27 protein-coding genes are annotated in these 26,513 nt (G+C 59.7%); 16 read left to right on the forward strand and 11 right to left on the reverse strand.

Annotated features, from left to right (window positions below; genetic code table 11):
• Window positions 1-5 precede the first annotated feature (5 nt).
• The 11 genes from CH271_RS26440 to CH271_RS26490 all read left to right on the forward strand — a co-directional run bounded on the left by CH271_RS26440 (window position 6) and on the right by CH271_RS26490 (window position 11,168).
• On the forward strand, window positions 6-929 hold the full coding sequence (locus CH271_RS26440) for a zinc-binding dehydrogenase (RefSeq protein ID WP_094635501.1): 924 nt from the start codon (window positions 6-8) through the stop codon (window positions 927-929).
• A complete protein-coding gene (locus CH271_RS26445; protein ID WP_094635502.1) occupies window positions 926-2,296 on the forward strand; it encodes an FAD-binding oxidoreductase in 1,371 nt (456 codons plus the stop codon). Before CH271_RS26440 ends, CH271_RS26445 begins: the two co-directional genes overlap by 4 nt.
• Window positions 2,293-3,513 (forward strand): acyl-CoA dehydrogenase family protein, encoded by a 1,221-nt coding sequence (locus CH271_RS26450; protein WP_094635503.1) that lies wholly within the window; start codon window positions 2,293-2,295, stop codon window positions 3,511-3,513. The genes CH271_RS26445 and CH271_RS26450 overlap by 4 nt, the downstream gene beginning before the upstream one ends.
• Window positions 3,513-4,007: a cupin domain-containing protein gene (locus CH271_RS26455; protein ID WP_094716548.1), complete on the forward strand. Its 495-nt coding sequence runs from the start codon at window positions 3,513-3,515 to the stop codon at window positions 4,005-4,007. The genes CH271_RS26450 and CH271_RS26455 overlap by 1 nt, the downstream gene beginning before the upstream one ends.
• Entirely contained in the window at window positions 4,004-5,212 is a 1,209-nt protein-coding gene (locus tag CH271_RS26460; protein WP_094635505.1) for an MFS transporter, read from the forward strand. The genes CH271_RS26455 and CH271_RS26460 overlap by 4 nt, the downstream gene beginning before the upstream one ends.
• Window positions 5,209-5,925: an SDR family NAD(P)-dependent oxidoreductase gene (locus tag CH271_RS26465; RefSeq protein ID WP_179274624.1), complete on the forward strand. Its 717-nt coding sequence runs from the start codon at window positions 5,209-5,211 to the stop codon at window positions 5,923-5,925. Before CH271_RS26460 ends, CH271_RS26465 begins: the two co-directional genes overlap by 4 nt.
• A gap of 100 nt (window positions 5,926-6,025) precedes the next feature.
• Window positions 6,026-6,583 carry a hypothetical protein gene (locus CH271_RS26470; protein ID WP_094635507.1) on the forward strand — a complete coding sequence of 186 codons (558 nt, stop codon included), beginning with the start codon at window positions 6,026-6,028 and terminating at the stop codon, window positions 6,581-6,583.
• A gap of 4 nt (window positions 6,584-6,587) precedes the next feature.
• Window positions 6,588-7,499 carry a dihydroorotate dehydrogenase gene (locus tag CH271_RS26475; protein ID WP_179274625.1) on the forward strand — a complete coding sequence of 304 codons (912 nt, stop codon included), beginning with the start codon at window positions 6,588-6,590 and terminating at the stop codon, window positions 7,497-7,499.
• Entirely contained in the window at window positions 7,496-8,263 is a 768-nt protein-coding gene (locus CH271_RS26480; protein ID WP_094635508.1) for a creatininase family protein, read from the forward strand. Before CH271_RS26475 ends, CH271_RS26480 begins: the two co-directional genes overlap by 4 nt.
• A 34-nt stretch (window positions 8,264-8,297) precedes the next feature.
• On the forward strand, window positions 8,298-9,611 hold the full coding sequence (locus CH271_RS26485; protein ID WP_094635509.1) for an NtaA/DmoA family FMN-dependent monooxygenase: 1,314 nt from the start codon (window positions 8,298-8,300) through the stop codon (window positions 9,609-9,611).
• 6 nt (window positions 9,612-9,617) lie between these two features.
• A complete protein-coding gene (locus CH271_RS26490; RefSeq protein ID WP_094635510.1) occupies window positions 9,618-11,168 on the forward strand; it encodes an MFS transporter in 1,551 nt (516 codons plus the stop codon).
• A 451-nt stretch (window positions 11,169-11,619) separates the two neighbouring features.
• Here CH271_RS26490 and CH271_RS28580 read toward each other — a convergent pair whose 3' ends face one another.
• Window positions 11,620-12,636 carry a hypothetical protein gene (locus tag CH271_RS28580; protein WP_143546123.1) on the reverse strand — a complete coding sequence of 339 codons (1,017 nt, stop codon included), beginning with the start codon at window positions 12,634-12,636 and terminating at the stop codon, window positions 11,620-11,622.
• A 997-nt stretch (window positions 12,637-13,633) separates the two neighbouring features.
• Here CH271_RS28580 and CH271_RS28585 point away from each other — a divergent pair.
• Entirely contained in the window at window positions 13,634-14,365 is a 732-nt protein-coding gene (locus CH271_RS28585) for a DUF6602 domain-containing protein (protein ID WP_143546124.1), read from the forward strand.
• Here CH271_RS28585 and CH271_RS29680 read toward each other — a convergent pair.
• The 3 genes from CH271_RS29680 to CH271_RS26515 are packed head-to-tail and all read right to left on the reverse strand — an operon-like array spanning window position 14,331 to window position 17,327.
• The gene (locus CH271_RS29680; RefSeq protein ID WP_094635513.1) at window positions 14,331-14,819 is read right to left on the reverse strand and encodes a Mov34/MPN/PAD-1 family protein; all 489 of its coding nucleotides are present in this window, start codon (window positions 14,817-14,819) and stop codon (window positions 14,331-14,333) included. The two genes, CH271_RS28585 and CH271_RS29680, sit on opposite strands and share 35 nt — an antisense overlap.
• Complete coding sequence (locus tag CH271_RS26510; RefSeq protein WP_143546125.1) at window positions 14,816-16,342, reverse strand: ThiF family adenylyltransferase; 1,527 nt, start codon at window positions 16,340-16,342, stop codon at window positions 14,816-14,818. Before CH271_RS26510 ends, CH271_RS29680 begins: the two co-directional genes overlap by 4 nt.
• Window positions 16,326-17,327 carry a nucleotidyltransferase domain-containing protein gene (locus tag CH271_RS26515; RefSeq protein ID WP_143546126.1) on the reverse strand — a complete coding sequence of 334 codons (1,002 nt, stop codon included), beginning with the start codon at window positions 17,325-17,327 and terminating at the stop codon, window positions 16,326-16,328. Before CH271_RS26515 ends, CH271_RS26510 begins: the two co-directional genes overlap by 17 nt.
• Window positions 17,328-17,650: 323 nt before the next feature.
• On the opposite strand from CH271_RS26515, the gene CH271_RS26520 reads away from it, so the two are divergent.
• The 3 genes from CH271_RS26520 to CH271_RS29045 all read left to right on the forward strand — a co-directional run bounded on the left by CH271_RS26520 (window position 17,651) and on the right by CH271_RS29045 (window position 20,028).
• A complete protein-coding gene (locus tag CH271_RS26520; RefSeq protein ID WP_143546127.1) occupies window positions 17,651-18,166 on the forward strand; it encodes a hypothetical protein in 516 nt (171 codons plus the stop codon).
• A gap of 723 nt (window positions 18,167-18,889) precedes the next feature.
• Window positions 18,890-19,813, forward strand: coding sequence for a sensor domain-containing diguanylate cyclase (locus CH271_RS26530; RefSeq protein ID WP_094635518.1), 924 nt, complete (start codon window positions 18,890-18,892; stop codon window positions 19,811-19,813).
• A 71-nt stretch (window positions 19,814-19,884) separates the two neighbouring features.
• Window positions 19,885-20,028 carry a hypothetical protein gene (locus CH271_RS29045; protein ID WP_179274626.1) on the forward strand — a complete coding sequence of 48 codons (144 nt, stop codon included), beginning with the start codon at window positions 19,885-19,887 and terminating at the stop codon, window positions 20,026-20,028.
• Here CH271_RS29045 and CH271_RS26540 read toward each other — a convergent pair.
• The 4 genes from CH271_RS26540 to CH271_RS26555 all read right to left on the reverse strand — a co-directional run bounded on the left by CH271_RS26540 (window position 19,992) and on the right by CH271_RS26555 (window position 23,317).
• On the reverse strand, window positions 19,992-20,579 hold the full coding sequence (locus CH271_RS26540) for an EI24 domain-containing protein (RefSeq protein ID WP_143546128.1): 588 nt from the start codon (window positions 20,577-20,579) through the stop codon (window positions 19,992-19,994). The two genes, CH271_RS29045 and CH271_RS26540, sit on opposite strands and share 37 nt — an antisense overlap.
• Window positions 20,580-20,602: 23 nt before the next feature.
• Window positions 20,603-20,956, reverse strand: a complete 354-nt coding sequence (locus CH271_RS26545; RefSeq protein WP_143546129.1) for a hypothetical protein — start codon at window positions 20,954-20,956, stop codon at window positions 20,603-20,605.
• On the reverse strand, window positions 20,953-22,743 hold the full coding sequence (locus tag CH271_RS26550; protein ID WP_094635522.1) for a TIGR03767 family metallophosphoesterase: 1,791 nt from the start codon (window positions 22,741-22,743) through the stop codon (window positions 20,953-20,955). The genes CH271_RS26545 and CH271_RS26550 overlap by 4 nt, the downstream gene beginning before the upstream one ends.
• 106 nt (window positions 22,744-22,849) lie before the next feature.
• A complete protein-coding gene (locus CH271_RS26555) occupies window positions 22,850-23,317 on the reverse strand; it encodes a universal stress protein (protein WP_037193006.1) in 468 nt (155 codons plus the stop codon).
• A gap of 114 nt (window positions 23,318-23,431) precedes the next feature.
• Between CH271_RS26555 and CH271_RS26560 the strand changes: the two genes are divergently transcribed.
• Window positions 23,432-24,154 carry an ANTAR domain-containing protein gene (locus tag CH271_RS26560; RefSeq protein WP_037193008.1) on the forward strand — a complete coding sequence of 241 codons (723 nt, stop codon included), beginning with the start codon at window positions 23,432-23,434 and terminating at the stop codon, window positions 24,152-24,154.
• A 9-nt stretch (window positions 24,155-24,163) separates the two neighbouring features.
• Here CH271_RS26560 and CH271_RS26565 read toward each other — a convergent pair whose 3' ends face one another.
• From CH271_RS26565 to CH271_RS26570, 3 genes are all read right to left on the reverse strand, one after another.
• Complete coding sequence (locus CH271_RS26565) at window positions 24,164-25,630, reverse strand: DHA2 family efflux MFS transporter permease subunit (protein ID WP_037193009.1); 1,467 nt, start codon at window positions 25,628-25,630, stop codon at window positions 24,164-24,166.
• Between the two features lie 52 nt (window positions 25,631-25,682).
• Entirely contained in the window at window positions 25,683-25,835 is a 153-nt protein-coding gene (locus CH271_RS29050; protein WP_155292937.1) for a hypothetical protein, read from the reverse strand.
• Window positions 25,836-25,909: 74 nt separating this feature from the next.
• Window positions 25,910-26,377 carry an NUDIX domain-containing protein gene (locus tag CH271_RS26570; RefSeq protein ID WP_094635523.1) on the reverse strand — a complete coding sequence of 156 codons (468 nt, stop codon included), beginning with the start codon at window positions 26,375-26,377 and terminating at the stop codon, window positions 25,910-25,912.
• Window positions 26,378-26,513: the final 136 nt, after the last annotated feature.

Here is a 26,513-nt window from a genome sequence, read left to right on the forward strand (position 1 = left end):
GCGCCATGAGCATCACGTCGATCTACAAACGAGACGACCGATTCGAATTCGAGCAAGGACCCGTACCAGAACGCGACAAGAGCGACGTTCTGGTGCGTGTCGACCACATCTCGCTCAACGGGGGTGAGCCCAATGTTAGTTGGGACGCAACGGTTCCCGTAGGCTGGGACGCCAGCGGGGTCGTCGTCGAGTCCGACTCCCGGGCATCCGGACCGACCATCGGAGCGCGCGTCGTCACCTGGGGTTTCTCTGGAGCATGGTCCCAGCAACGAAGTGTCGCACTAGATAATCTCGCGGAAGTACCCGACGGTGTCGACTCCGCAATCGCCGCCGCGCTGCCCGTTGCCGGATTGACTGCCCTACGTGCAATCAGACAACTGGGTCTTGTTGAAGGCCAGCGCATCGCCGTCACCGGTGCCAGCGGTGGAGTCGGACATCTCGTCGTTCAGCTTGCGCGAAATTGCAACCTTGACGTCACTCCGATCGTTCGTTCCGAGGCGTCGCGGCACTGGCTGATCGAGAACGACCTGTTCCCGGAGCAGGATATTCGACTCGTCTCCGAACTCGACCCGACGCACTTATTCGATGGGGTGTTGGATGTGGTCGGTGGTCCGACGCTCGGTCGCCTCCTATCGACGGTCGCACCCGGCGCTACCGTGCTACTCGTCGGTGCTTCATCGCGAGAGCACCTCTCGGTCGACACCGGGTGGCTGTCCGATCGACGGATCAGCTTGGTCAGCTTCAACAACTATGCGACGGCGTCGACAGACCTTGCACTGTTACTCGACCTTGTTGCGCAGGGCAAGCTCCGAGTGCTGGCCACCGATGGCGGCGACTGGTCTACGTTGACACACAAGCCTTTACAAGAACTGATCACGCGAGGCAAGACCACGTTCACCGTTCCCTACGATCCGGCCCTCGGCCGATGAGCGGGCGCGTCAACGTAGGCGAATTCGACAACGCCGAATCCGGCATTCTGACACCGACCACTGTTGACGATGTGAGATCTCTGATCGAGACAGTTCCCACCGACACCCGAATCCATGCGTTCTCCACGGGATACAACTGGGGGCTGGGTTCGAGCGTGCCCGTCGACAGCCAACCCACGAGCATTTCGCTCGCCGCATTGAAGGCAGTCCGCGACATCGACATCGAGCTCGGATGGGCCGTCGTCGAAGCCGGTGTCACCCAGGCCGAACTATCACAACGACTTGTCGGCACAGCACGCATGCTGAATGTGACGGCCTCCTCAGCTCAAACGTCGGTGCTCGGGAACGCGCTCGATCGAGGTGTCGGCCTCCGTCGCCACCGCACCGAGGATCTGCTGGGCATCGAGGTCACCCTCGCCGATTCGAGCACGCACAGGATCGGTTGGTGGCCGGACACCGCCCACTCCGGTCGTGTCCCCTATCGGTACGGCACCGGTCCCGACCTACTGGGCCTGTTCACACAATCCAACTTCGGCGTCATCACTGCGGGCGTGGTCGGTCTGCTGCGACGGCCGGAGGCCACAGCCGTCGTGAAGTCGACGGTCCCTTCCGAGCACACCCCTGAGCTCCTAGACGCGCTAGCAAACGCGTTGGCGTCGGGTCTGATCAACGCGGTGCCCAAGATTTACAGCCCCGGGGCTCGGACGTCGTATGCCGGTGCCGACCGCAGCGATGAGTCGGTTGTCTACTTCGCTGTGGACGGACCGAAAACGGCCGTCAGCACTCTGACCCACATCGCGATCGAACAATTGGGACTGGACCCGGCGAAAGCCGAGATCTTCTACAGCGCGGAGGACTTGGATTCGGCGTCGGATGCAGTGACGAAGCTGGTCGTACACGGCTACTCCGGAGATGTCAGCACGCACGATCACCTCGTTGCGGCGACGCTTGGTGCTGCCCCAGCGAGCGTCGACACATCTGGGACCGGCTGGATCTTCTTTCTTCCCTTGCTCTTCTCCGGTGATGGTCCTCTTCTCGAAAAGGCGTACTCGATCATCGGTCAGCACAACGCGGCCGAGCAGGGACCGACGGTCGGAGCTACCGCCAACCTTCTCGGCCCCGACATCGTCGACTTCGTTGTCTCCATTGCGTTCGACCGCAACTCACAATCAGTTGCAGCACACAAGATTTTGGATTCGTTGCACGCAGACTTCGCCTCACTCGGCGTGCTGCCCTACAGGCTCGATGCCGGTCACCCACTCACTCACAACGCCAATGAACTCATTCGCGTGGTTCGCGATGCTCTTGACCCTCACCGCCGATTCAGCGGAGGTCGATACCTCCCCGACGAACGGACACCAGCATGACTACCGTGCTCGACCTACTCTCCGAACCGATCAGCACCACAGCGGCATATTTGGACCTTCGCGAAAGGATTCGCAAGGAACTGCCAGATGTCGTCGCTACCCACCGCGAGGCGATGGTGGTCGAACGGAAACTACCAACGGCCGTCGTGGACAAGTTGCGCTCGCTGCAGGTGTTTTCGATTGCCAAGCCTGCAGACGCAGGCGGCCTGGGGCTGTCGTCCCCTGAACAGAACGACATCGTCGAGTCCATCTCGCGGATCGATGCCTCAGTGGGGTGGTGCGTGATGATCGGCATGGACTCCGGCATCTATTCGGGCTACCTCGACGATCCACACGACGAGTACTTCGATCAACCCAATACTGTCTCCGCCGGGTGGATTCATCCGCAAGGCAACGCCGTTCAATGCGGCGACCGCATCGAGTTCACTGGGAACTGGCAATTCGGCAGCGGCATCGACCATGCCGACCGCGTGATGGCTGGTGTGAAGCTCTACGAAAGTCGGGAAGATCTCGACAACGGGACCGAACGGTGGCAGTGGCGCATCCTCGCCGCCCTTCCGCAGGATTTCCGAATCCTGGATACCTGGCACACAACCGGTCTGGAAGGCAGCGGGAGTCGGCACTACACCACCAGAGACGCCACCGCTTCTGTGCCGGTCTCACGTTCGATGTCCTTCGACAATCCGTTACGCCAAGGTCCGCTCTACACCGGGCGTGACGCCATCCTGCGCAAAATGTCCGGCGTCCCTTTGGGAATCGCCATCTCCGCTTTCGAGTTGGCGCTCGAAAAGGCGCAACCGAAGTACGCGGAGCTGAACGAAGATCGCGCATTGCTCGAACAGCGGATCGGAGACCTGTTCTCCCGCCTCTACACAGCCCGCGCCGCGGTGCACTCCTCACTCGAACGCCAGTGGGCCGCTGCCAACAATCCGACGGACCGAGACACCCTGCACGCCGCAGTCGTCGGTGCCGCCCTCGCACGGCAGAGCGCGTTCCGAACTGCGAGAGACGTTGTGCGCGAGTCGTACGACATCACAGGCGGACGCGCAATCTACAAGGACAACAAGCGCTACTCGATCGACCAAATGCTGCGGGATATCGAAACTGTCAACCAGCACGCGGTAGCTCAGGACGCGATCGTGCGGTCCACCGGGCAACTTGTCCTCAGTGGAGCCACGGCCAACCCGTTCCTCTCGCGGGAAGAGGCACAGAAGTGATGTCGACTGTCCACCGTGTCGCGGACGCTCCCACGGTGTGGCTTAGCAGTGACGTCTACAACGTCACTGTTCGAGGTGAAGCCACCAGTGGAGCCGTGTCGCTTACTGACGGATGGGTGCCACCGGGAGGTGGCCCGCCCCCGCACATCCACCTCGAGGCAACCGAACTGATTTACGTCCATACCGGCGAGCTGGCCATCGTCATCGACGACATCGAACGCACGGCGGGGCCCGGCGACACAGCCGTCATCACCCCCGGAACCGTGCACTGGTTCCGCAACAGAACCGCGGTCCCAGCGCGTGTGCTGTTCGTTTTCACGCCACCAGGCACCGAGGAATTCTTCATCCAAGCCGGAACCCCCGCGTCCGCCGGCGTCGCCGTTCCTCGGGCAACCGACGACGACACAGCGCGCGCATCCGAAATCGGACGCCGATTCGGTCTCACACCAGGAACCAGTCCAGGCCATCCACTCGATGAAAGGACCGCCATATGAGCAGCACCGAATTAGCCGGGCCACAGTCAAAAAATGTAGACGGCATCACCCGCGTCCCCCTCCCCGTCTACGTCCTTGCGTTCACCATCTTGGCCTTCACGACAAGCGAATTCATGGTGTCAGGCTTGATGAACGACCTCGCACGGGATCTGCCTGCATCGATCCCCAGTGTCGGGTATCTCATCGCGATCTACGCACTGTCGATGGTGATCGTGGCTCCGCCCGCCTCGATCTTTCTCACGAGGTTTCGACCCAAGTCCGCCCTGCTCGCCATCTCGATCGTGTTCATCATCGGCGAACTGATCGCCGCTGCTGCCCCCAACTACGCAGTCATCGTCATTGGTCGCATCCTCACCGGAGCCGCCGCGGGCACCGCCTACGGCGTCACTCTTTCCATCGCAGCCCAGGCCGTACCCGAGAAGATCCGGGGCCGCGCCATCGGTATCGTCATGGGAGGCAACACGATCGGCACCGTCATCGGTCTACCTGTCGCTAGCTTCCTCGGTAACGCCTTCGGGTGGCGACTGGCCTTCGCATTCGTGGCAGTCCTCGCGGCGATCGCACTCGCAGCGAGCTTCGTTCTGGTACCCGCAGTGGACGCCGGCCCACGACCGAAAATTCTGACACAACTATCGGAGTTGAAGAACGGCAGCTTGTGGCTCGCCTACGCGACAAGCGGACTGCTGATTGGCGGCGTGTTCTCCATCTTCAGCTACTTCTCCCCCATCCTCACCGAACGTGCCGGCTTCGACCAGAGCTGGGTCCCCATCATCTTGGCCGCCTACGGCCTCGCATGCGTCATCGGTATCACCGTGGTCAGTCGACTTTCCGATGACTTCCCCTTGTCCGTCGCCTGCGTCGGCGCGGTGGTGATCTTCTTGTCCGGTCTGCTGTTCCTTCTCGGCGACAGCAATTCGGTAGCGGTCTTGGTCGGCGTTGCCGCCCTCGGATTCGCGGGTGTAAGCCTGAACCCCGCATTCGCAGTCCGGGTCATGAGAGTCGGCGGTACATCCTTCGTCGTCAACACCGTCCACACCTCGATCATCTGCTTCGGAATCTTCCTCGGCGCATCCCTCGGTGGTGTCATCATCGATCTGTCCGGATCCGTCCACTCGGTCTACTACCTGTCCCTGGCTTTCGCGGGTGTCGGAATCCTTGCTCTCCTGCCGAAGCTGGGTACTGCGCGAGCCGAGTTGAGGAAGTGACCGACATAGTCGTGGTCGGCGGCACATCCGGTATCGCCACGGCCGTCATCGATCACTACCTCTCGCAGACCAGCAATCGGGTCGCAGTGTTGGGAAGAACTCGAACCAACCGCGAGGGCCTCGCGTATGAGGGGCACCTCGACGCAGAAAAACTCGATTCGATCACATCGGCATTCCAACAACTCGATGCAGAGTTCGGGACCTTCGACGTGGCGATCAACTGCGTCGGCATATGGGCACACGCAAACGTCGCTGACATCACCAATGACGACTTGATCCGGATGTGTGCAATCAACCTCACGGGAACGATCGCGACCATACGAGAAGAAGCCACCCGCATGGCCACCGCGTCGAAGGGGTCGATTGTGACGGTGACCTCCGCGATCGGTGCATCGGCAACGAACGCTGGTCTCGGTGTCTACACGGCAACAAAAGCGGGCGTCGAAGCATTCAACCGGTCCGCTGCAGTGGAGCTTGCTCCACTCGGTGTCCGCCTCAATTGCATCGCACCAGGTCCCGTCGAGACGGAAATGACACGGCTGCCCGCTGAGACGGACGAAGCACGAGAACTCAGATTGGGCGGACTGGTCGCCAATGGCCGAATCGCACGGGCAGCGGAAATAAGCGCAGGCATCGCATGGCTCGCATCCGATGAGGTTCCGTACGTCAACGGAATCGAACTGGTCGCCCACGGTGGCGGATTCGGCCGATAGGCCAGTCCCCTCCCGCTGTATTTCCTACAGATCATTTTCGCGGCTCGCGATGCCTACACAAGAAAATCCAGTTTCACTCGAATCCATTCCAGGAGTACTGATGTCCCGATACGACCAAGCTGCCGGTCTCCCTCTCGCAGGTCTCGATATCTTCGTGGGTGGCCCAATTCAACATGCCATCCTGCCGGACGGGTTCGCGTCCCCGGTGCGCACTCCGATCGCCACAGCGCTCTCGGTTGCCGAGGCACACGGGGCAAGCACCTTTTCGGCGCACCGCGTGGAGGAATTCGGGCTGAGCACCGCGTCGTTCACGCCGTCTCAGGTCTCGGTCCGCGACTTCCGATGGATGAAGAAGTGCGACGTGTTCGTGCCTGTGCTCCCGGTGGTGGACGACAAGCTGGTCCGCACGGATGGAACCCACATCGAGCTGGGGTGGGCATCTGCCCTCGGTCGTCCCATCGTCATCATCACCGACCAGCCGTTCTCTGCGTCAGCAAGCCACCTGCTGAAGGGCCTGAGCGAAGTCGGACGAGTGGAGGTGTTACCGATATCTGAGTTCCTGGACGATCCAAACCGACTGGTGGAATTGATCATCGGCGTCACGCACACCCACAGGATCGCAATCGAGGCAAGCGAACTCGTGAGCACGGGAGCGTGACGGCGTGCATGAATACCGCCAATCGCCGATCTTAGGGCTCTCCCTCACCAACCCCGTCATCGTGGGATCTGGGCTCCTCACAGACCAGGAACGCAACATTCGTCGTTTGTTGGAACTCGGCGCTGGGGCGGTCGTTACCAAGACCATCCATCCCAACCCTCCCCGTGGCCTCGACGAACGCCTCGCACGCGTCCCAACAGGCATGCTGAACAGCACGACCTACTCGAAACGGCCTGTCGAGGACTGGTTGACGATGCTGCGAGGCTTCAGCAGAGACGACCTTGCGGTCGTTGCATCGATACATGCCGACACACCTGCAGAACTTGGACGGCTGGCCGCGGCGGTATCACAGACCGGGTGCACTGCAATCGAACTCGGAATCGCCTGTATCAACGAAGAGTTCGGCTCACACGGCGACACTTCAGAGCGGGTTCATGCTTTTACTCGGGCAGTCCGCAACGAAACTGATGTACCGCTATCGGTGAAGCTCGGTATCGGGCGAGAGCTTGCCGCACTCGCAGAGGCGGCCGACGGTGCGGGCGCGAACATGCTGACGCTGAGCGACACGCTGCCTGGGGCGGCAATCGACCCAAAGTCGAACAGCTTGGCGCTCGGTGGGGTGTACGGCTACTCCGGGCCGGGCATCAAGCCGCTCGTTCTTGCCGCAGTCTGGCAACTTCGGGAGTCGGGCTTCCGTCTGCCGATCATGGCGAGTGGCGGCGCAGCATCCGGCCGAGACGTGATCGACTATTTGATCGCAGGTGCATCAGCAGCCCAGGTATACACCGTTCTGCACAAGGACATGGCCGACAGTCTCACGCGCATCCTGACCGAAACAACCCACGAGCTGAGTCAGGTGGCGGACACACTGTCACTGCCCCTCGGCGCGACGACAGCCGGGGAGGGCCGAGGATGAGCGTCAAACATCGATATGCCCACCAGTATTCGGATCTCACATCGCCGGAGGTTATCGACGCTGTTCGTGACCGTACGCTCGTCTTGCCCATCGGCAGTGTCGAGCAGCACGGCCCACACCTGCCTCTGTCGGTCGATCTTCTTCTTGCTGAGGATTTCGGCAATGCAATCGCCGAGGGCGTCGGCGGACTTGTCCTGCCGACGCTGTCCATCGGGGCGCGATCGTTACCCCAGAGTGGAGGGGGATTACATTTTCCAGGAACGTTGTACTTGCAAGGCGCATCGCTGCTTTCGACGCTGACGGACACCTTGAGTGCACTGCGTCATCTGCCGTATGGCCAACTCGTCGTCGTCAACGGTCACTTCGAGAACGAGGCGCTGGTCTTCGAGGCCATCGATTCCGCGAGAGACGCCGGATATTTCGGCGATCGCAGCGTCGCCGCTTTCAGTTGGTGGAGCCTGGTGCGCGATGAATGGATAGCTGAGAATATGCCGGATTTTCCGGGATGGCACGCCGAGCATGCCGGCTTGACCGAAACGTCGTTGATGATGCACCTGCACCCCGACCTTGTACGCCCGCAGCGGCCAATTCATCTCGACACGCCGAGAAGCGGCATCTACGCACATCCGATCGACCCCACCACGTTCACAACGGAAGGGGTCCTTTCCAGCACGGTCGGTGCATCCGAGGAGATCGGAAGCAGACTCTTCCTTCACGTACTCGACCAGGCACTCAGTTTGATTCGCACCAACAGCAACGACTAGAAAACAGACCCCGACGCAGGAAGCGACAGTGTCAATGCCTAACAAGTTTCACCTAGCCTTCATATGCAACTTCACCCCTGACGAATGGACAGGACCATTCGGCTCGGGCGGATGCCCCTGGGACGGGCAGTTCTACATCGACACAGCACGAGCACTCGAACGAGCGGGTTTCGATTACATAATCCTCGAAGACAAGCTGATGGTTCCAGAGGCGTACGGTGGCACCGCAGACGCAGCCCTCGTCCACGCGATGGAAGTGCCAAAACACGACCCGGTCCCCCTCGCGGTCGCTTTGGGCTTGAACACAAAGCACCTGGGTATCGTGACGACCCTCTCCACAATGGCCTATCCACCGTTCATGGTGGCTCGCCTGGCATCAACCGTGGACAGCATGCTGAACGGACGCTTCGGGTGGAACATCGTCACCAGCGCCGAGGATCTTGCCGCTCAGAACTTCGGTATGGAAGCGCTCCCGACCCGGGAAGAAAGATACGCCCGGGCAGATGAATACGTCGAAGTAGTCAAGGCGCTCTTCGATTCTTGGGATCACGACGCCGTCGTTCTCGACCGCGAGACCGGGACGTACGCCGACCCATCCAAAGTCCGCCCCATACACCACCGCGGAAAGTACTACTCGGTGCGTGGACCACTGAACACTGTGCCATCGCCACAGCACCGACCAGCATTCGTGCAAGCTGGGGCATCGCCGCGCGGACGCGCATTCGCAGCGGCACACGCAGACTCCATCATCGCGATCGCAAACAAAAAAGAAGGAATGAAACAGTTCCGCGACGACGTCCGCGAAAAGGCGATACAGGCGGGAAGAGATCCCGACTCGGTCAAAGTTCTGTTCTGCATCACCCCGACTGTCGCGAACACGACAGAAGAGGCGTTCCAAAAGCGCGACGGCATCATCTCGTCCCCACAGTTCATCACAGAGATCTTGGCTCAGATCTCGGCCATCACCGAGATCGACTTCAAAGCGTTCGACCTGGACTCCCCTTTGCCCAACCGCTTGACGACAAACGGAGAACAGGGCTCCCTCGACCAGCTGCAGCAATGGGGTAGCGGCAAAACACTCCGCGAACTGGTGGTCGACAGTGCCGGCGGCCTCGTCTCATCACTCGATCTGGTCGGTACCCCAGATGACGTCGCCAGTCAGATGGAAGAGGCGATGGAGTACGCCGGTGGCGATGGCTACATCATCACCACTCCACTGCTAAGGCTGAGCAGACACTTCGTCGCTGACATCACCGAAGGACTCGTCCCCGCCCTCCAACGACGCGGACTGACCCGGTCGTCGTATGTTCCCGGCAGCACCCTCCGCGCAAACCTGACCGAATTCTGAGGAACCATGACAGCAGATCGGACCCGTCACGTCGTCAACCCGACAGCCGAGAGTCCACCGAACAGCCGCCGATGGGCCGTCCTCGCGGTCCTCTGCTTCAGCTTGTTCCTCGCCGGCGTGGACCTGACGGTCCTCCACATCGCAGCACCAAGCCTGGCAGCCGATCTTAGACCCAGCAACACCTCTCTGCTCTGGATACTGGACGCGTACTCCCTCACCGTCGCAGCACTACTGGTCACCTTCGGAACGCTGAGTGACAAACTCGGCCGCAAAAAAATCGTGCTGACCGGCTTCGTAGTGTTCGGAGTGGCATCGCTGGCGTGCGCACTGTCCACCTCGGCGGCGCAACTCATACCGGCGAGAATCATCCTCGGCATCGGCACCGCAATGATAATGGCGTCCACAGTGTCGATCATCAGAGTCGTATTCACCGACAGCAAGGAGAGGACGTTTGCGATCGGCCTGTGGACAGCAGCTCACAGCCTGGGCGCATCCTTGGGACCCGTCGTCGGAGGATTCCTCGTCGAACATTTCTGGTGGGGATCCGTCTTCCTTGTCAACGTCCCGATCGTCCTCATCGTGACTGTCGTCGGCGTCGCAGTCATCCCGGAATCGAAAAACCCCGTCCCACGCAAATGGGATGCGCTGAGCGCGATCGCATCGATTATCGCCCTCGGGTTCATCGTCTACTCGATCAAATCAGTGGGATCCGAACTGAAACTAGACAGCGTATCCGTCGTCTTCGCCGTTGTCGGCATACTCTTCCTGGTCCTGTTCGTGCGACGACAGCTCCGCATACCCGAACCGCTACTCGACCTGAGGCTTTTCTCCGACCGACGGTTCTCCGTTGCCACCTTCTGTGTTCTGATTTGCTTCGGCAGCTACACCGCGATGCTCTACTTCCTGGCGCAGTGGTTTCAATACGTAGGGAACTACTCGAGTTTGCGAGCAGGCCTCGCACTGACCCCACTGGCACTCGCGAACGCGGCCGGCGCTGCCCTCGCATCGCGCGCTTCATCCCGCGTGGGGCTGCGATGGTCGGTCACCGCAGGTCTGTCGACCGCCGGAATCGGACTCATCCTGCTCAATCTCGTCGCGGACCTCAACGCCTATCCAACACTGCTCCCTGCGCTTCTCATGGTCGGTGCGGGCGCAGGGATAATCATGACGCTCGGAGCGGACGCCATCATGACTGCAGCATCGCCCGACCGCGCGGGCGAAGCGGCAGCCATACAAGAGACATCGTTCGAGCTCGGAGCGGGACTCGGCATCGCCGTACTCGGAACCGCCCTGGCGATTGCGTACAGACTCAGCCTGACCCTTCCCGAAGGTACAGCGACACAGAGTAACTCGGACCCAACAGCAATCCTGGCGTCCACAGTCAAACCCGTCCCCGAAGCAGTGGAATCGGCAGTGAAGGCTTACGACGTAGCAATACACACTGTCAGCTACATTGCGGCCGCCGCGCTTCTGGCTAGTGCGGCCCTCGCTTGTCTACTACTGCGGTTCGACAACGATCAGCATGACGACGTACTCAGCGCGGATGGCCTCGATTGATCCTGCCGTTAAGTCACGAGGCAGGCGATCAGACAACCGCGGACATGATCGTGTGTACATCGAGTCAAAACCCGCGCCATCCGATGGAGGCACGGGCATATGATCGCGAAGCGATCCAGCAAGGGATAGCCATGCGCTTGACAACCCGGCAACAGCACATCCGGAACTTTTCTCGCACAGTGAAGCGCAGCTTACCCAACTCATTCATGTGAATGACAGGCGACGACCCTCTTCCTCGCGCGTCAGGACCCTGATGACTCCAGCGTCTTCACCCTTGATGACCCTCGCCTTATTTACCTCACTGATGAACAGATTACCCATTGAGACGAGGCCCGGCGACTGCCACGTCACAGTGGCGTCCGAACGGTTCCTGGCGGCTGGCCAGGGTATTGCACACCACAGTCCACAGCCATTGCGGAAGGGCGTGGGCGCAGGCTTGCGATCAATGACTTTAGAATTGGATATGCGACGCGTCGTCCAGGTAGCCCGTTCCGAGCACTTCGCGCGCGTATCGACCGTCTTCCTCTTCAGACCCTGTCTGGAGAACGGAGGCAAGAAACTCTGCAGCCGACCGATCTTTGTCGTCTGAAATCACTTGGGATAAGGAATTCACTTCGCGAAGGTAAAGCTCTCTCTCGCTCTGCATTTGTGAAGCAATGGCCAGTCGACCAACCCATGTCCGTATCAGGTCATCGATTGGTGTCAGATCATCAACAAGTTTCCCTTCACCCAGCATCAAAACTCGCTTGATTTCCTCGATACGTTGTTCAGAACTCATAGCAGACAACGCGCTCGGCTCGGAAGCATTTAGCTCCATCAGGGCACGCATCCGAGCGGTATGAATAAGGGCCTCAAACCGCTGTGAACTTGCGTCCCCGCTGAGCGTTCGGAGAGACCGCCGAGCAACGAACAGACTCTCTTCTTTTGCGCTTAGGAGACCAAGAATCGATTTATCTTGGGGCCGAGCCCAACTCGCACCTTGAACGGAACCTCCAATTCGATTCCACGGCGGCCAACGGCGATACTTACGCCTGTGGAGTTCAATAAGTTGCCCCTCAGCAATGCGCGAAATGTCACTACTGTTCGCACCCAAGCCAACAGTAAGTTCGGCCAATTCATCCTGAATCTGCACTGCAGCTGATTGAACAATCAGTGTAAACCCGAGTGTTTCATGCTTTGAGAACCACTCATTTATTGATGCCGACTTGTTTCCGCCTGAATGACTCACTAGCTTATTGTGCTGAGCAAACCGTTCGGGAAGATTTGTAGCGAGCCCGACATAAAGCAAGTCATGGGTGGAAGGGTCCCAGTACGCATAGATGCCCTTGGGCGACCAAATTCGTGGCCCGTCCGGTATGAGCCGCCTAATCGCGTTCCACATGGCTCCACGCGCGCTGTCGTCATAAACATCCCAAATGACTGTGCAAAGCATCGCTTCCCGCTTCCACCAAGTGCCGCTTTCGGTCACCCTGACTCTACCTGCCAACAGCGCCAGAACTACTCAACTGGCAGCGCGTTCGGGAGCCGATAGTACGTCAAGAACCGAAAACCATCCCTGGATGTCAGCACCCGACGGCGGTCCCTTTCGCTGCCCGAATCCTTTATGCCGAATTCCGGTTCAGTCGGGAACGGGGCTAAGTCGATGACCTCGTCACCGTCACTCTCCAACCCGCACAGCGCGCTAGTCGACGCCTCGACCCGGTCATATATACACTCACCATCGACCTCGCGGGATGGCCTGCCGGTCGACAAACCACGCTGCGAGGTCTCGATTGAGCGTATACCCGGGCTCGTACGCGCTGGCACAAAGACACAGCAGTCCGCCGTGCACGTCTTCTTACTCGCACGCCGAGACAGCGCTGACTCCAGCAAATTCATCGTGGATAATCCGCGCCTTGTCTACCCCTGCGATGAAAGAATTGCCACTAACCAGACTGATGCGCCGCTACCTCCGATGGCCCCCACTGCTCCAAGCATCTCGCGGGGAGCCACCGGCCGACGGCGATTTCCGTAACAACCGCCGAAGTCACCAACACCAGCGTGGTGCCACAGCTAGTCTCGATCTTCAGACCTAGCGGTGCTACCGCCGGTGCAGGCGAAGTACTTAGCAAATACGTCCGGAGGGTAACCGGAGGTAACTAGGGTTAGCATTTACCGGTGCGGCCTCTGTGTCGATTTCCGGGCCTTAAACTGAAGCAATGGCCGACGTTCCAATCCCAGTCAACTGATTCGCGAACACCGATTAATGCGTTCACCGGTACACCCAAAACAGGTTTTTGCCACCTCTGTGAGATGTACCGGTGGTGTTGTATCGCCGTCAACACATGATGCGCATTCGAATACCGAAATTATGCATTATGAGCAGCAACTAAAACACCTGAGTAGTGCAGCGAGTACAGGCGGGCAAGTCGCCAAAATTTTCAACTAGCATTTCTCCGCTTTGCCATCAGTGATAGAATTAAGATATGACCGAAAGTAACATACTTCACCAGCTCTTCTCGAAGCATCAGGAACTGCTAGCGACCGCGCTTGGCGTTAGTTCGATACATGGACACCCTGTAGCGAAAGGTGACAATTCAGAGCTTGCCTGGAGGGACATGCTTTCAGGGCACCTCCCTAACAGATACCAGGTCGCTACGGGAGTTGTAATCGATCATGAGGGCACCGAAAGTGACTATATCGACATTATCATTTACGACCGATACTACTCTCCAATAGTCTTTGACTATAACGGCGTTCTGTACGTACCGGCCGAGAGCGTTTTTGCCGCAATCGAAACCAAACAGTCTCTAAATAAGACTCACATCGAGTACGCAAGTGACAAAGCTAAATCTGTTCGGTCACTCAAGCGGACAAGCGCACCGATCAGGCAGATGAATAGCACTATCGCAACTAAAGCAGATACGAAGCAGATCCTTGCCGGAGTTGTCACAACAAAGTCCGACTGGTCTCCCGCGCTGGGAAAGCCATTCAAAAGTGCGATAGCAGAGGCATCAAAAAATGCACCGCTCGACTTCGGGTGTTCGCTCAACGATGGCTCTTTCTTTATCACACGCGATGAAGCAGGCGAATCGATTATCGATATAAGTAGTAGTGAGTCATCGCTCATAAGCTTCTTTGTAGGTCTCGTATCGCAACTGCAGGCCATGGGGAACCCGCCGGCTATAGATCTTCAGAAGTACTATCAGCAGAACTAGCGAGATATGCAGGTCTCAGCTTTCCCCGCTTGGCGACATAGGGTCGTAGAGTCCCGTCTGATAGCCGTATCAGTAGTGCGAGTGGATGCTGATACTGCTTCGAGGAACGGGTCAGGGAACGCAGATCTGTATGCGACGCCCCTACGGGTGCAGGATGCGAGTGCCAGTCACCTACGTAACCGAGGTACGGATCTCCGTTGACGTCCAGCACCGTGTCGAGTCGCTCTTGAGCTTGGTCTTCGTACCGAGTCCAGCTAGTCCCCGTGGCACCGTTGTCGGCAAGCACGATTACAGAATCGATCACAATCGAACCGTCCTGCCACCAACCGAGAAGCAGGCCACCAGTCTCACGAGGATCGGCCAGCCGAGCGGCACTGTGAATTCTTCTGGACGCAGATCGGCTTACCCGAATCCCTATAGGAGGGTTCTTCGATCTACCCGAGAATATCCTCATGCTGAAGTAACCGTTCCAATGCGCTGATAGGGCGACTCCGGTTGCGGCTTAAGTACGTCAACGATTGTCGCAGGCAGTGTCTGGTATCGATTCAGCTCATCTAGTACAACCTGGCATGCGATGCTAGCCGCTCTCACGACGGACAGAGGAGGCGTCATCGACACTGGACTCCCGCAACCTTGTTCGTACGCAACCACTTCTCCGCCAGTAGTGTTGAGAGGATCGAGATGACTCTCGCCATCCTCAAGCGGAAATCGATCTACCCGTACAATCGCACCCTCACGTTGCACACAAGCTGAAACTAACGCCTTGTCCTGAGTCTCCGACGCCCATCGAAGAAGTGCGGTCGCTCTACCGTCAGCAGTAGCATCCACCACTAGGTCGTGCGACGATGCAAGTTCTAGCGCATATTCTGGGGTGCTCACCCTGGCATTCACCGCAGACACAGCATCGACCGGAATCCCGACAGTGTTCAGTTTTGCATGGACTGCGCTGGCTTTAGACACGCCAACATACTTGTTATCCGCCGTATGACGGATAACGTTCCCTGGTCGATACCGTTCCGGATCAATAAGAGTTATGTGTCGAATGCCCGAGCGGAATATCAATTCAGCAATATATGAGCCGACTGCACCGCAGCCCACGATGGCAACTGATTTATTCTCATACGTATGGGCTTGTATGCCAGTGCGAAGTGTTCGCGTTGCCACGCCAGTGTCAGCGCTTTCGCAAGACTTCAACACTATTCCGTCTGGACCACGACTCAAGGAGACGACGATCGCTGCACGGCGAGATCCCCGCTGATACCGAACGAGTACAAAACCGAGGTCTCCTCTCTGCACGATGGCACGCAGCGTTTCCAGTTGATTGCCGGCCAAGCGCTGCAATTCCGACCAGTTTGAGATGGGCCGCGAAATAATTCCTACGTCCAGCACCCAGAGCAGATTACGTTCGCGGCGTCGAACACCCCGCTGTTTTATCCGATTGATGCTGGGGATCCACGGGAGCTCACTATCGACGCGTATTACTCCAAGTGCGTTCTTAGTTAAGCGATAATACTTCCCGTTCTTCAGCAAAGTGTCTTCATAAGAAACAAAGTCATCTGAGCCCGGCAAATAGCGTTCAAGGTCAGCGTCTTCATCATCTGGCCAACCATTAGCTGTCGATGTGAACCATCCACTTATCTTGTCAATGCACTGGCTAGGGTCTCTCCATGGAGCATCATGAACTGGAATGTCGTTCGTCCATAGACACAGTTGACCGTTCCGCTCGATATGGAAGGTCGGAGTAAACCATGCATCTACGTCCATTATCGTCACAAGCGGTGGCGCGAACGGGAAAGAGTCCGGAATGACAACTGATACATGCGCATCATGCGAGTTGCCGCTCTCGTCTGTCCATGGCACAGACCCGCGAAGCGTCTTGCCATCATCAGAGAAGCCAAGTTTTACCAGTGCATCCCTAAAAGAGTCTTGCTCCTCAGCCAACGCTGCAAGGTGATCTTGGCTAGGCGTATCGATCATCTCCTGCTGGCACCCTCGCCGCACCGCTTGTCACGGAAGCTAGATTCTTTCGGCTACCGTCTTCATTGCAGTAACTAGGAAGATCGAATACATAATCGCCATCAGACGTTTCGCCCAGTAGCTTGCGCCATTTCACCGCAGAACTGCAATTATCCTCATCCGCTAGCGCGTCAGCGGCCAGGTCGGCGGCTTCTCGAATTCTCTCTTGCGCATTCTCAAGATCTTCGTCAGTCGCCTTGGTAGAGATTTTTTCGCCAGGAAGTGTCGGGTCGTCAAGACCATCTGCAGCTACCGACGGTAACATCTCGGCGATACCATCAAGTGTGAGTGTAAGGTACTCAGCGATAGAAGTGGCTGATGGCTTCTCATTTTCAGAGAACCAGTAGGTCATCAGTTCAAAGAACAAGCCGCCCGGCTGATCCTCAAGCCATGTTCGACGGACCTGACGAATAAGCTTCACGATCGGTACATATATGCCTTCTCCATTTAGAAGGAACTCGCCGTTCTTCTCAGTCGTCAGATCATTCAACTTCAGAGGGTTTGTTTCAACCCACTGCGCGCGCTCGACGTCTTCGGGCTTGTTTGGAATTTCCCAGTTTTCTCCGCATGCCCTTGCAGGTACAGCGTCAACGGTCAGATCAAAATCGGGAAAGTCGACTTTGATCGATCGATACTGCTTCTCGACACGATCTTCACCATATTCTTCGATTAGAACATTCTCGAAAGAGTCGAGAATCATACCTGGAGCCAGGGTGTCATCTGCGTCGGTCAAACGCGCAAAAACGTCAACATCCTTCACATGCTTAATCGAGACTTGACGTGCATACGATCCGATCAGAACGGGATCTATGCCTAGTTTAGCTAGACCTTCGTCGGCCTCAAGCACGTCGCGCACCTCTGCGTGAGCCGTTGCTGCATTCGCCTTGTCGTCATCGGGCTCAATCGTTGTGAGAGCGTCGTCGAAACGTCCTGCCAAAGTAGCCATGCTGAACCTCCTCCCAGCCAAATCAACTTTTATCGAATGGCCTGTTAACCTATTTGGCATAATTATACCCGAGAACGCATAACCAAACAACATCTCTGTCATTAGCACAAGCGTCATACCTGCACAATGCGCCCCACATGCTTGTCGCAGCCGATCTGAGGCATGTGCGTGTATCGCGCCCGAGGATTACAGCAGTTAGCTCCACGTTCACTCACTTGGATTAACAGTACTCATCAGCAGGGCACCAGAGCAGTGATTTTAGGATACCCAGATCTTATTTCACGACTTTACGTTCTTCGCAGTGCGCTTCATAATAAGTGCAGATGCCTCGCCTCACCCACAACAAATACCGCGAACACAGATCGTTCCTCTGGGACGCGTGGCAACATCACATGGTTGTGTACGGGAACTTCACACCACGGGAGCAGTGGGATCTGCATGCCTACTTCGCTCCAACCAAGAAGATGAACGACACCGAGCTGCGGCAGTACCGCAAGGAGAAGACAGAAGCTGATCCGTCACTCCCCCAGCGTGCCGGCAAGATCATGCCTCGGTTCTACGACGAGTACCACGCACTCAAGCATGCAGGCGCTCGGGTACTCGTGGCTGCAGCAGGTTCGTCAAAGAGGCGCAGTAAAGCCGACCGGCGTGTCACCGTGAAGGCCGTCGTCAAACCCGAGATCGACATGGACTCCATGAAGAAAGCGATGCGAGAGCTCGTCCGCCAGCTCAAGGACGAGGAACTGGCGAGACAAGGACTACAGCCCATCGACTTCGAGGAATTCAAGCGCGAATTTCCTATCGATCGTGACGACCCCGAAGTACCACCTGCTTCCTGAGCAGTGTGTTGCGAACAGTTGACCGTGGCACACCCGTCAGCTGAGCTACGGCCGCAATGGACTTCCTGTCCTCGACGTAGAGCTCGCAGATCTGCGCAACCGCCACGTCCGACAACGGCTGGCGGCGAACCTCGGCTTTGTGCTCACGCAGCAGTGCCAGGATGGTCTTCTTCGAGACACGGAACTCGTCGACGAGTGCGTTGGTCGAAGCACCAGCGGCGTAGCGCTCGACTAGCCGCTTCTTGTCCGACGAATCCAGGTGAACACGATGATTTATGTGACGTTTGCCGGTTTCTGGTGGCCGACCGGGATCTTCCGCAATGCGTTTCTGCAGGTCAGACAGGGTTTTACAGAGGTGCGAATTATTCGAATAGTATCTCAGCACCTCCACACCCGGTTGACATGCCTGTCATGTCCGCGAGCCTCAGAAGCCGCAACCAGCTCGGACGCCCGAGAATCGCCGTTGGTTTCCCGGTTGACCACTGTGGTTCGACTTGTCGAAGAACAGACCATTTGTCGTCGGCGCAGGATCGCGGATTCTACACGGTGCGATCCCGACAGCCGAGGATGGTCGGATAAGTTCCAGAGTGACATCGTCGACCGTATTTCGGCGCACTCGACGAGCCCGCGTCTCGTGAGGCATGTTCTTGCCGTGTGTGGCGTTGCTTACTGACCGGTAGCATTTTTGTTCGCAGCAATTCCCGTCGGTTTACCCTGGGCAACGTGGAGGCACGGGGAAGCGAGGGTGTGCCACAGATCGCTACCGCGCAGCAGATCGTCGCCGCTATCCCACTTCCCGCGCTCGTTCACGACACCAGTTTTAACATCCTGGCCGTCAACACCGCGTGCCGAACGTCTGCGAACCTATCCCGCACATACAGCGACACCCGCGATGTCTTTGCCTTCGTGCACCCAACGGAGCATGCGGCGATCCGGGCCGTATCAGAGGATCTACTGAGCAACTTCGCTCGAACAGGGGAATCGTCGCAAACGCCGGTCTCCGCGATGCGACGCCTCCACCAAGACGACGACGTGTCGGTGTCGTGCTGGACGCATACCGGACTCGCGGTGATCGACGGCGTGCCTCTCATCGTCGTTGCCCTGGATCTTGCGAATCCTATTGTCAGTGAGGCACGAACGTGGCGGGAGCTCGCAGAACGCGACGACCTGACCGGGCTGTACCGTCGCAACGTTGCAGTCTCGGTCATCGACGATTGGCTTGCAGCCGGCGACGAAGTAATGGTGATGTTTGCCGATGTCGATCATTTCAAGCAGGTCAACGACGGCTACGGCCATGCCGCCGGAGACGCAGTCCTGTCCGCGATCGCCGACCGTCTTCACGCCCTGTCGCACGACGACAGAATCGTCTGCCGGTATGCGGGTGATGAGTTCCTGATCGCTTCCCGCCCATCCGTGTGGACTGACCGAGGCTTCGTCTGGCAGTTCGACGAACAGCGATACCTACACGACTACATCGCAGCGGCGGCAGAGGCAGCAACGCACCCCCTTGGAATCGATGGGCGTGAGCGTGTATCGATAAGCACCGGTGAGGCAAGACGACGACCCACCGATTCAGCCGCGACGCTCATTCATCGGGCCGACACCGCGATGTATCGGAACAAGGCACATCGCGTGCGGGAGCGATGAGCTCGGCAACCGACACGCAGCCTTCGAGTGTCCCGTCGAGCGATCGTGTATTCGACATGATCCACCGTCGGATGTCGGATTCTGAAGGATCCAGGGCGGTCAGCGAACCGATCTCGAAGATCGCCCGCGACGTGGGGTACGTGGCGATCGAACGTGTCATCGACGTCTCACCCGACGGCTACCGCCGCTCGGCGACGGCGGACTCCACTTCGTAGCGGACCGCCCGACGATACAACCGCGACCAATACACCAACAGCACAGCAGCATTCGCCCCGAACCACACCCACGTGAGGAACGCCGCCACCACGCCGGTGACGAAGAAACCCAGAACCAGTGCCACGACCCAAGCGAGGACGAAGGCCAGAATCGTGACGAAAGCCGCGACCGCGCACCGCCCCGGGGACTGCCGGACCGTAGCCGACGCCGCGCGGAACGGATGCCGTTGCCCGTCGGCCACGCCCGGAAGTATCAGCAGCGCAACCAGAATGACGATGATCGGGAGCAGCGGGAAAAGAATTGCCAGCGCAACGGCCACCCCGGTCAACGCCACGCACCACACCAGGACACGCGGCCGTCTCCATGCCCGACTCAGCGCACCGCGCGCATTGCTGTCCACCACATCGAGTGCCGTCGATGCGGTGATCCACAGGGCGAGTACCACCGCGGCAACAGAAGCCAAAAGCAGTGCCGCAAACCCGACAGAAGACGTGGGTACGGGATCGCCCAGGACTGTCAGCGCCTGAACCAGAGCCGACACGACCGCCACGAGGGCAAGAACACCGACCCCTCTCACGGCGCACCGACCGTCGAGTTGCGATCGAGCACATCCTGCACGGATCCCGAATAGAGAACCTCCGTACCGACCTTCACCTCGACGGTGCTCGCGTCGTCCGACGTGGCCGAACCGGAAATCGCCTCGTTGTCGGTTGTCTCCCCGGCACATTCGGTATCGGCCCCGGTACCCGAGCACACCGGCGCGACCAGTATCTCGATTCCCTTCTCCAACAGAACGTCGTTGACGGCGTAGCGCAGATTTCCGAGCTCGGCACCGCCGACCGGGGCGAGCGCTGCGGTCTGCGAGCAACCCGCGCACGCCACGACGATCGCAGACACCAGCAGAGCCACTCTGTGACTACCGTTCATCGGCCCTGCCTCGTCTCGTAGGCGATCAGTCTCGCGTGCTCGTCGAGGTGTTGTTGCTCGAGCGCAGCGTCGGTGATGGTGCTCAGGTCGAACGGAGCCGGAAGGAGCAGTTCGGTGTTGCGGTCCAGGCGCGATCCTCGACGCATCAGTGGATTCTCGGCCCAGTCGTTGGCCGCCAACTCTCGGCTACGCGACGCCAGATCCAGGTAGCTTCCGCTGTTTCCCGGCGTGACCGGAGATGCGTGGTCGAGGACCGTGGTGAACAGCGACAGGGTTCCGTCCCGGTTGTCGACGATCTCGACCACTTGCTGCTGCTGCGGGAAATCGATGCACGACGCGGTCGTGATCTCCCAGAATCCTCGTCCGTCTCGCGAGTGCGCCAGAATCTGATTCTGGTGGGTGTGGCCGTTGAGCCAGCCGATCACCACCGGATACTTCAGCAGCAGATCGATGAATTCGTCTGCGCCGTAGAGCTTCACGGATTGCCCCGGCCTCTGTGCTCGGTTCTCCAGTGTGAGGCTGTTGTGGTGCGTGTAGATCAGTACGAGCTTGTTCTCGGCCTGCGCCCGCTCCAATTGCTGGGTGAGCCACTCGAATTGGTTCTCCGGCACCGCACCGTCGGGCCCGGCGACAGCGTTGCAGGTGTCGAGACCGAACGTGCGGATGTTCGGGGTGGGGTCTGCCGTCCACCAGGTCTCGCCCGAATCGAGGTTGTGTTGGGTGAAGCCGTGACCGATCGGACCCGGTGTCGGCGTGGTCTCGAAGTGCTCCTGCATGAACTCGCGTTGTTCGAACAGGTATCGCGACGGATCGGCCGAGACTGCGCGAAACCCCGGTCGCGCACCGGATCCGACGCCCAGAGCATCGACCATTCGCTGTAGCGGACTGGCCGTCGACGCGTAGCCGGCCAGAGCCGACGTAGCCGTCGCCTCGAGGGTGTACGCCTTGCGACCCCCGACGGCGAGCGCGTGCAGTTGCGAGGACAGATCGAATGTCCCGAGCAACAGAGTGTCGTGGTTGCCGTACACCGAATACCACGGCACCGGCAGCCCCACCGATTCCACGGTGCCCGACATCGCCTGGTCGAGGAGGTCGGGAAGCGTCGGGAATCCGTAGTCGCCGAACGACCCGCCCGACGGATCACCGGGCCTATAGGCCCACTGCGCCTCCGGCCACGCCTGGACACCCTCGAAGACATCTGCGGCCCCGCTCGTAGGCCGAACCGGAACGCCGTCGAGAACATCGATGTACCAGCGCAGTTCGAGATGTGAATGCATGTCGGCGCTGTCTCCGGTGACCACCGCCGCCCCCATCGGTGCGCCGGTGACCGGGCTGATCCGAGCGTTCGCGAAAGCCTTCACCATCGCCGCGGTGACGTGCACGGTCAGCGGATCCTGCGGATGGAACGCCGATCCCCAGGCGGCGTGGTCGGACACGATCATGGGCTCGATGCGTCCGGGCGACTGCGCATCGATGACGTGCATGTCCGAGAGGTGCCCGAGGTAGAGCAACGATCGTCGCGACTGCGCCCTCGACGGACTCGGCGCTCGTCCGAGAACGTCCAGGCGAGCAACATACGGCTCCCCCGGACCGGCAGCGAGCACGCGGTACTTCCCCGGCCCGGTCGAGGTTCGCAGGATCGTCTGCGCGAGTGTCCCGGTCCCGTCCGCCTCCACAGGCTGGGCGTGCGCAACGAGAGCCTGGCCCAGCACGTGGGGCGCGATTCCCCACGCCGCCGCCAGAGCCCCTACACGAGCTATGAATTGTCGACGCGACAGCCCAGCCATGGAACTCCTCGGATCCTCGAGAACGGCACCACGTGCGCCTCGCATCCGACGAGGTGACTGCCTATTTTTACAGGGCGGACGGCAGACAGGCTCGATTTCGGATCGTTCAGGGCACCACGGTCACCGGCCAGCGGCCCGCTTTGACCAACCGCACCGCCACCGAACCGGCGATTCGATGCCCCGCGTTCTCGGACGCTCCCACGACGACCGCGTCGGTGCGTAATTGCTCTGCCACGGCGATCAGCCCGTTGTACGGGTCACCCTGCGCGGTCCGGAACTCCCACCGCACGTGCTCCCGATCCCCGAATCGTGCAGCAGAGGTTCGGACGTAGTCGAGCAACTCGTCGGCGATCTGCTGGCCGGTTTCGACGAGTGAAATGCCGGCCTGGCCCCACGACGCCGTCGCAATGGGCTGCACGTACACCAGCACCAGCAGCGACCGCTGCCTACGAGCGAGTCCTGCCGCATAGGCAGCCGCGCGCCAGGAGGAATCGGAACCGTCGACCCCTACGACGATCGACTTCGGACCGTCGTGGCCGTACTCGAAACCGGTGGATCCTTGCGCATCGCTCACGACCTGAGGCTACTGCCGGTACCCGCATGTTCGAACACCCCATCCCGTGGCGGTACGGTTGGTTCACTTCGAGTGCCGGTCGCTCGAACACCGACACTGGACGGGAGTAGCCAAGTGAACGAAGTCACGCAGCACGACGGCCCGTCGACGGATCCGGCTACAGTGTTCGCCGCTCTGGCCGACATCGTGTATCGAGGCAGCAGCGCCGAGGCGATCTACACTGCGATCTGCAACGCCGCGGTGCTGATCGTTCCCCACTGCGATCACGCGAGCCTGATGCTGATGCGCCACGGAAAGCCCGTCACCGTCGCCGCCTCGGACGATATCGCGCGCATCGTCGACGATATCGAGCGCGCTACCGGCGAAGGCCCCTGCCTGGACGCGATCACCAGCGAGGCAGCGCAGCTCGAAGCCGACTTCCGAACACCCACCCAGTGGCCCGCGATGGCTCGCGGTGTGTTGAACCGCACGCCGGTGCGAGGTGCCATGGGATTTCGGCTCAACGTGGACGATCAGAAGGTCGGCGCGCTCAATTTGTTCACGGACAAGCCAGGTGTGTTCGACACCGACAGTGCGAGCAAGGCGATCATTCTGACGGCATTCACGGCGGTCACCGTTGCTGCGGTCATGAACGGTCAGGAGGCGTCCACTCTGCGTGACGGGCTCGAGAGCAACCGTGAGATCGGCAAGGCGATCGGCCTGATCATGGCTCTGCACGATGTGTCCGGCGACGAGGCGTTCGCCCTACTGCGTAAGTCTTCTCAGGACCTGAACGTCAAGATTGCCGACCTCGCAGCAACCGTCGTCGATCGGCACAGCAAGGGCTTGTCCTCCTGAGCGTTGCGCTCAGTGCCCGCTCTGGACCTTCTTGGGGAGCGCGAACACCAACGCCAGTGCGACCACACTGAACGCTGCACTCACGGCCATCGCCATCGCCGCGCCGTGCAGAAAGCCGGATCCGACGGTGTCGGGGCCGGTGATGTTCAGAGATCCGAACAGCACGCTGCCGATGACGGCGATACCGATCGCCGAGCCGACGCGCTGCATGGTGGAGATGACCCCGCTCGCTGCTCCCGCGTCGTCGCGATCGACGGTGGCGACGATGAACTGGGCGTTGGGTGCGATGAACGCGCCGTTGCCGAGACCCGCGATGAACAGTGGAACCATCAGCGTCCAGTGCGAGATCGTGTCGGCCGAGCTGGTCGCGAGGATGAACCACAGCCAGATCAGCCCGATCGAGACGAGCGACGCGCCGAGTATCAGGACGGTGCGACCGAGACGGATCGTCAGCCTGTTGCTCTGCGAGGCCGCGATTATGCTGCCGATCGCGAACGGTATGGACACCAGTCCCGATGCCAGGGCCGTGTTTCCGAGTCCGGTCTGCCACAGCAGCGAGATTGTGAAGAAGATGCTCGTGAAGGCGGCGAAGTAGACGAGCGCGAGGATCACGCCTCCGGTGAAGGCCGGACGGGTGAACAATCGAGGTGGCACCAACGGATTCTGTCCACGGCCGGTCCGAATCACTTCCCACCAGCCGAACAACGCGATGAGACCGACACCCGCGGCGATCGTCAGGTACGTCCACATGGGCCAGCCCAATTCCTGGCCCTCGATCAGCGGAACCAGCAGTGCGATGAGACCTGCGGAGATGAGTATCAGTCCGAGCCAGTCGATTCCGGGGCGCGCTGCCGGTTCGGCATCGGTCTTGCCTGGGAGCAGTACCGCAGCCGCGACGAGACCGACGATTCCGATCGGCAGGTTGACCCAGAAGACGAGTCGCCAGCCGTTCTCGTCGCCGAAAGCCTGGATGATCAGACCGCCGACGATGGGACCGAGCGCAGTCGACACTCCGATGACCGCACCCATGATGGCGAATGCCTTGCCCCGCACCGGCCCTGGGAACAACAGTTGGATGAACGCGGTGACGGCAGGCACGAACATGCCGCCTGCCAAGCCCTGAACGACTCGCGCGACGACCAGTTGCAGATCATCCTGAGCCAGACCACACGCGAAGCTCGCGACGGTGAAGAGGGCGAGACCGGTGAAGAACACCCACTTGTGGCCGATCCGGTCGCCCACCTTGCCAGCCGGTATGAGAGCCAATCCGAAGGCGAGGGCGTACCCCGAGATGATCCACGACAGAACCGATTCCGACGCCTCCAGCGTGGTGCTGATCGTCGGTAGTGCCACGTTCACGATGGTGGTGTCCAGCAGGGCCATGAACATACCCAGCAGCAGAACCACGAGCGCTTTCCAGGCCCGCGCGGGTACCTCTGTCGCTGGTGGAGTTGCAGAGGCAATGCCGTCGGTCACTGTGCCGTCCTTCGTCGTTGTCGCCGAGCAGTATCGGCCGACCGATCCTCGGTCACTGTCCGATCATTGCCGTTGCGACAAAGACCCACGACAGTCCGGTGGACAAGACCACGAACGCCGATGCCACTACTCGGCCGCCCCATACGGTCTCCACGAGAGCAGTCTCCGCGTGAGCAGTTGCGCCTGCCGTACCCGTAGGCGTCATGATCAATTTCCCACCCTGCATCCGCGACCCTCGTCATTTCCGGCCGGTGGATACCCCGGGAACCCGCGCCGAAACTACGGCGCTGCGACAACGGCCTCCAGTGCGTCCAGAAAGGGGTGCTGGGAGGCGAGCAGCTTCGTTCTCGCCTGCGCCAGCGGGAACCACTCGACGCGGTCGACCTCGGGAAACGACTTCATGAGGCCGGATTTCGGGGGCCACTCGATCTCGAATGTGTTGCTCACCGCATTCGAGACATCCAGATCGGCCTCGACGCCGAACGCGGTGACGATCTTTCCGCCGCGCTGTGTGACGGTGCCGAGTTCGATGTGTTCTCCGGCCGGCACATCGCTGCCGACTTCCTCTCGAAATTCCCGCTGAGCCGCCGTCCAGGGGTCTTCGCCATCGGTGATCAACCCTTTGACGATCGACCAGGCTCCCTCGTCCTTACGCGCCCAGAACGGTCCGCCGGGGTGAGCGATCAGGACATCCGGACCGTCGACACCGACGCGATACAACAGGATTCCCGCACTCGTATCGACCATTGCCTCAGCCTGCCACCAATTCGCGTTCGAAGGCTTTTCGGAGGCTCTCGCCGCGGAGGTGCGTCATCTCGGTATCGGGGTCACCATTGTCGAACCGGGCCCCTTCCGCACCGACGCGAGCGGACGGTCGATGCAA

Origin of the sequence: Rhodococcus sp. 05-340-2 (genome assembly GCF_002258915.1) — a bacterium.
Taxonomy (GTDB): domain Bacteria; phylum Actinomycetota; class Actinomycetes; order Mycobacteriales; family Mycobacteriaceae; genus Rhodococcoides.

Coding starts and splice junctions, on each gene's coding strand:
- CH271_RS26440 (WP_094635501.1), top strand. CDS start 6: ATGAGCATCACGTCGATCTACAAACGAGACGACCGATTCGAATTCGAG.
- CH271_RS26445 (WP_094635502.1), top strand. CDS start 926: ATGAGCGGGCGCGTCAACGTAGGCGAATTCGACAACGCCGAATCCGGC.
- CH271_RS26450 (WP_094635503.1), top strand. CDS start 2,293: ATGACTACCGTGCTCGACCTACTCTCCGAACCGATCAGCACCACAGCG.
- CH271_RS26455 (WP_094716548.1), top strand. CDS start 3,513: ATGTCGACTGTCCACCGTGTCGCGGACGCTCCCACGGTGTGGCTTAGC.
- CH271_RS26460 (WP_094635505.1), top strand. CDS start 4,004: ATGAGCAGCACCGAATTAGCCGGGCCACAGTCAAAAAATGTAGACGGC.
- CH271_RS26470 (WP_094635507.1), top strand. CDS start 6,026: ATGTCCCGATACGACCAAGCTGCCGGTCTCCCTCTCGCAGGTCTCGAT.
- CH271_RS26480 (WP_094635508.1), top strand. CDS start 7,496: ATGAGCGTCAAACATCGATATGCCCACCAGTATTCGGATCTCACATCG.
- CH271_RS26485 (WP_094635509.1), top strand. CDS start 8,298: ATGCCTAACAAGTTTCACCTAGCCTTCATATGCAACTTCACCCCTGAC.
- CH271_RS26490 (WP_094635510.1), top strand. CDS start 9,618: ATGACAGCAGATCGGACCCGTCACGTCGTCAACCCGACAGCCGAGAGT.
- CH271_RS28585 (WP_143546124.1), top strand. CDS start 13,634: ATGACCGAAAGTAACATACTTCACCAGCTCTTCTCGAAGCATCAGGAA.
- CH271_RS29680 (WP_094635513.1), bottom strand. CDS start 14,819: ATGAGGATATTCTCGGGTAGATCGAAGAACCCTCCTATAGGGATTCGG.
- CH271_RS26510 (WP_143546125.1), bottom strand. CDS start 16,342: ATGATCGATACGCCTAGCCAAGATCACCTTGCAGCGTTGGCTGAGGAG.
- CH271_RS26515 (WP_143546126.1), bottom strand. CDS start 17,327: ATGGCTACTTTGGCAGGACGTTTCGACGACGCTCTCACAACGATTGAG.
- CH271_RS26520 (WP_143546127.1), top strand. CDS start 17,651: ATGCCTCGCCTCACCCACAACAAATACCGCGAACACAGATCGTTCCTC.
- CH271_RS29045 (WP_179274626.1), top strand. CDS start 19,885: ATGTCGGATTCTGAAGGATCCAGGGCGGTCAGCGAACCGATCTCGAAG.
- CH271_RS26545 (WP_143546129.1), bottom strand. CDS start 20,956: ATGAACGGTAGTCACAGAGTGGCTCTGCTGGTGTCTGCGATCGTCGTG.
- CH271_RS26550 (WP_094635522.1), bottom strand. CDS start 22,743: ATGGCTGGGCTGTCGCGTCGACAATTCATAGCTCGTGTAGGGGCTCTG.
- CH271_RS29050 (WP_155292937.1), bottom strand. CDS start 25,835: ATGACGCCTACGGGTACGGCAGGCGCAACTGCTCACGCGGAGACTGCT.
- CH271_RS26570 (WP_094635523.1), bottom strand. CDS start 26,377: ATGGTCGATACGAGTGCGGGAATCCTGTTGTATCGCGTCGGTGTCGAC.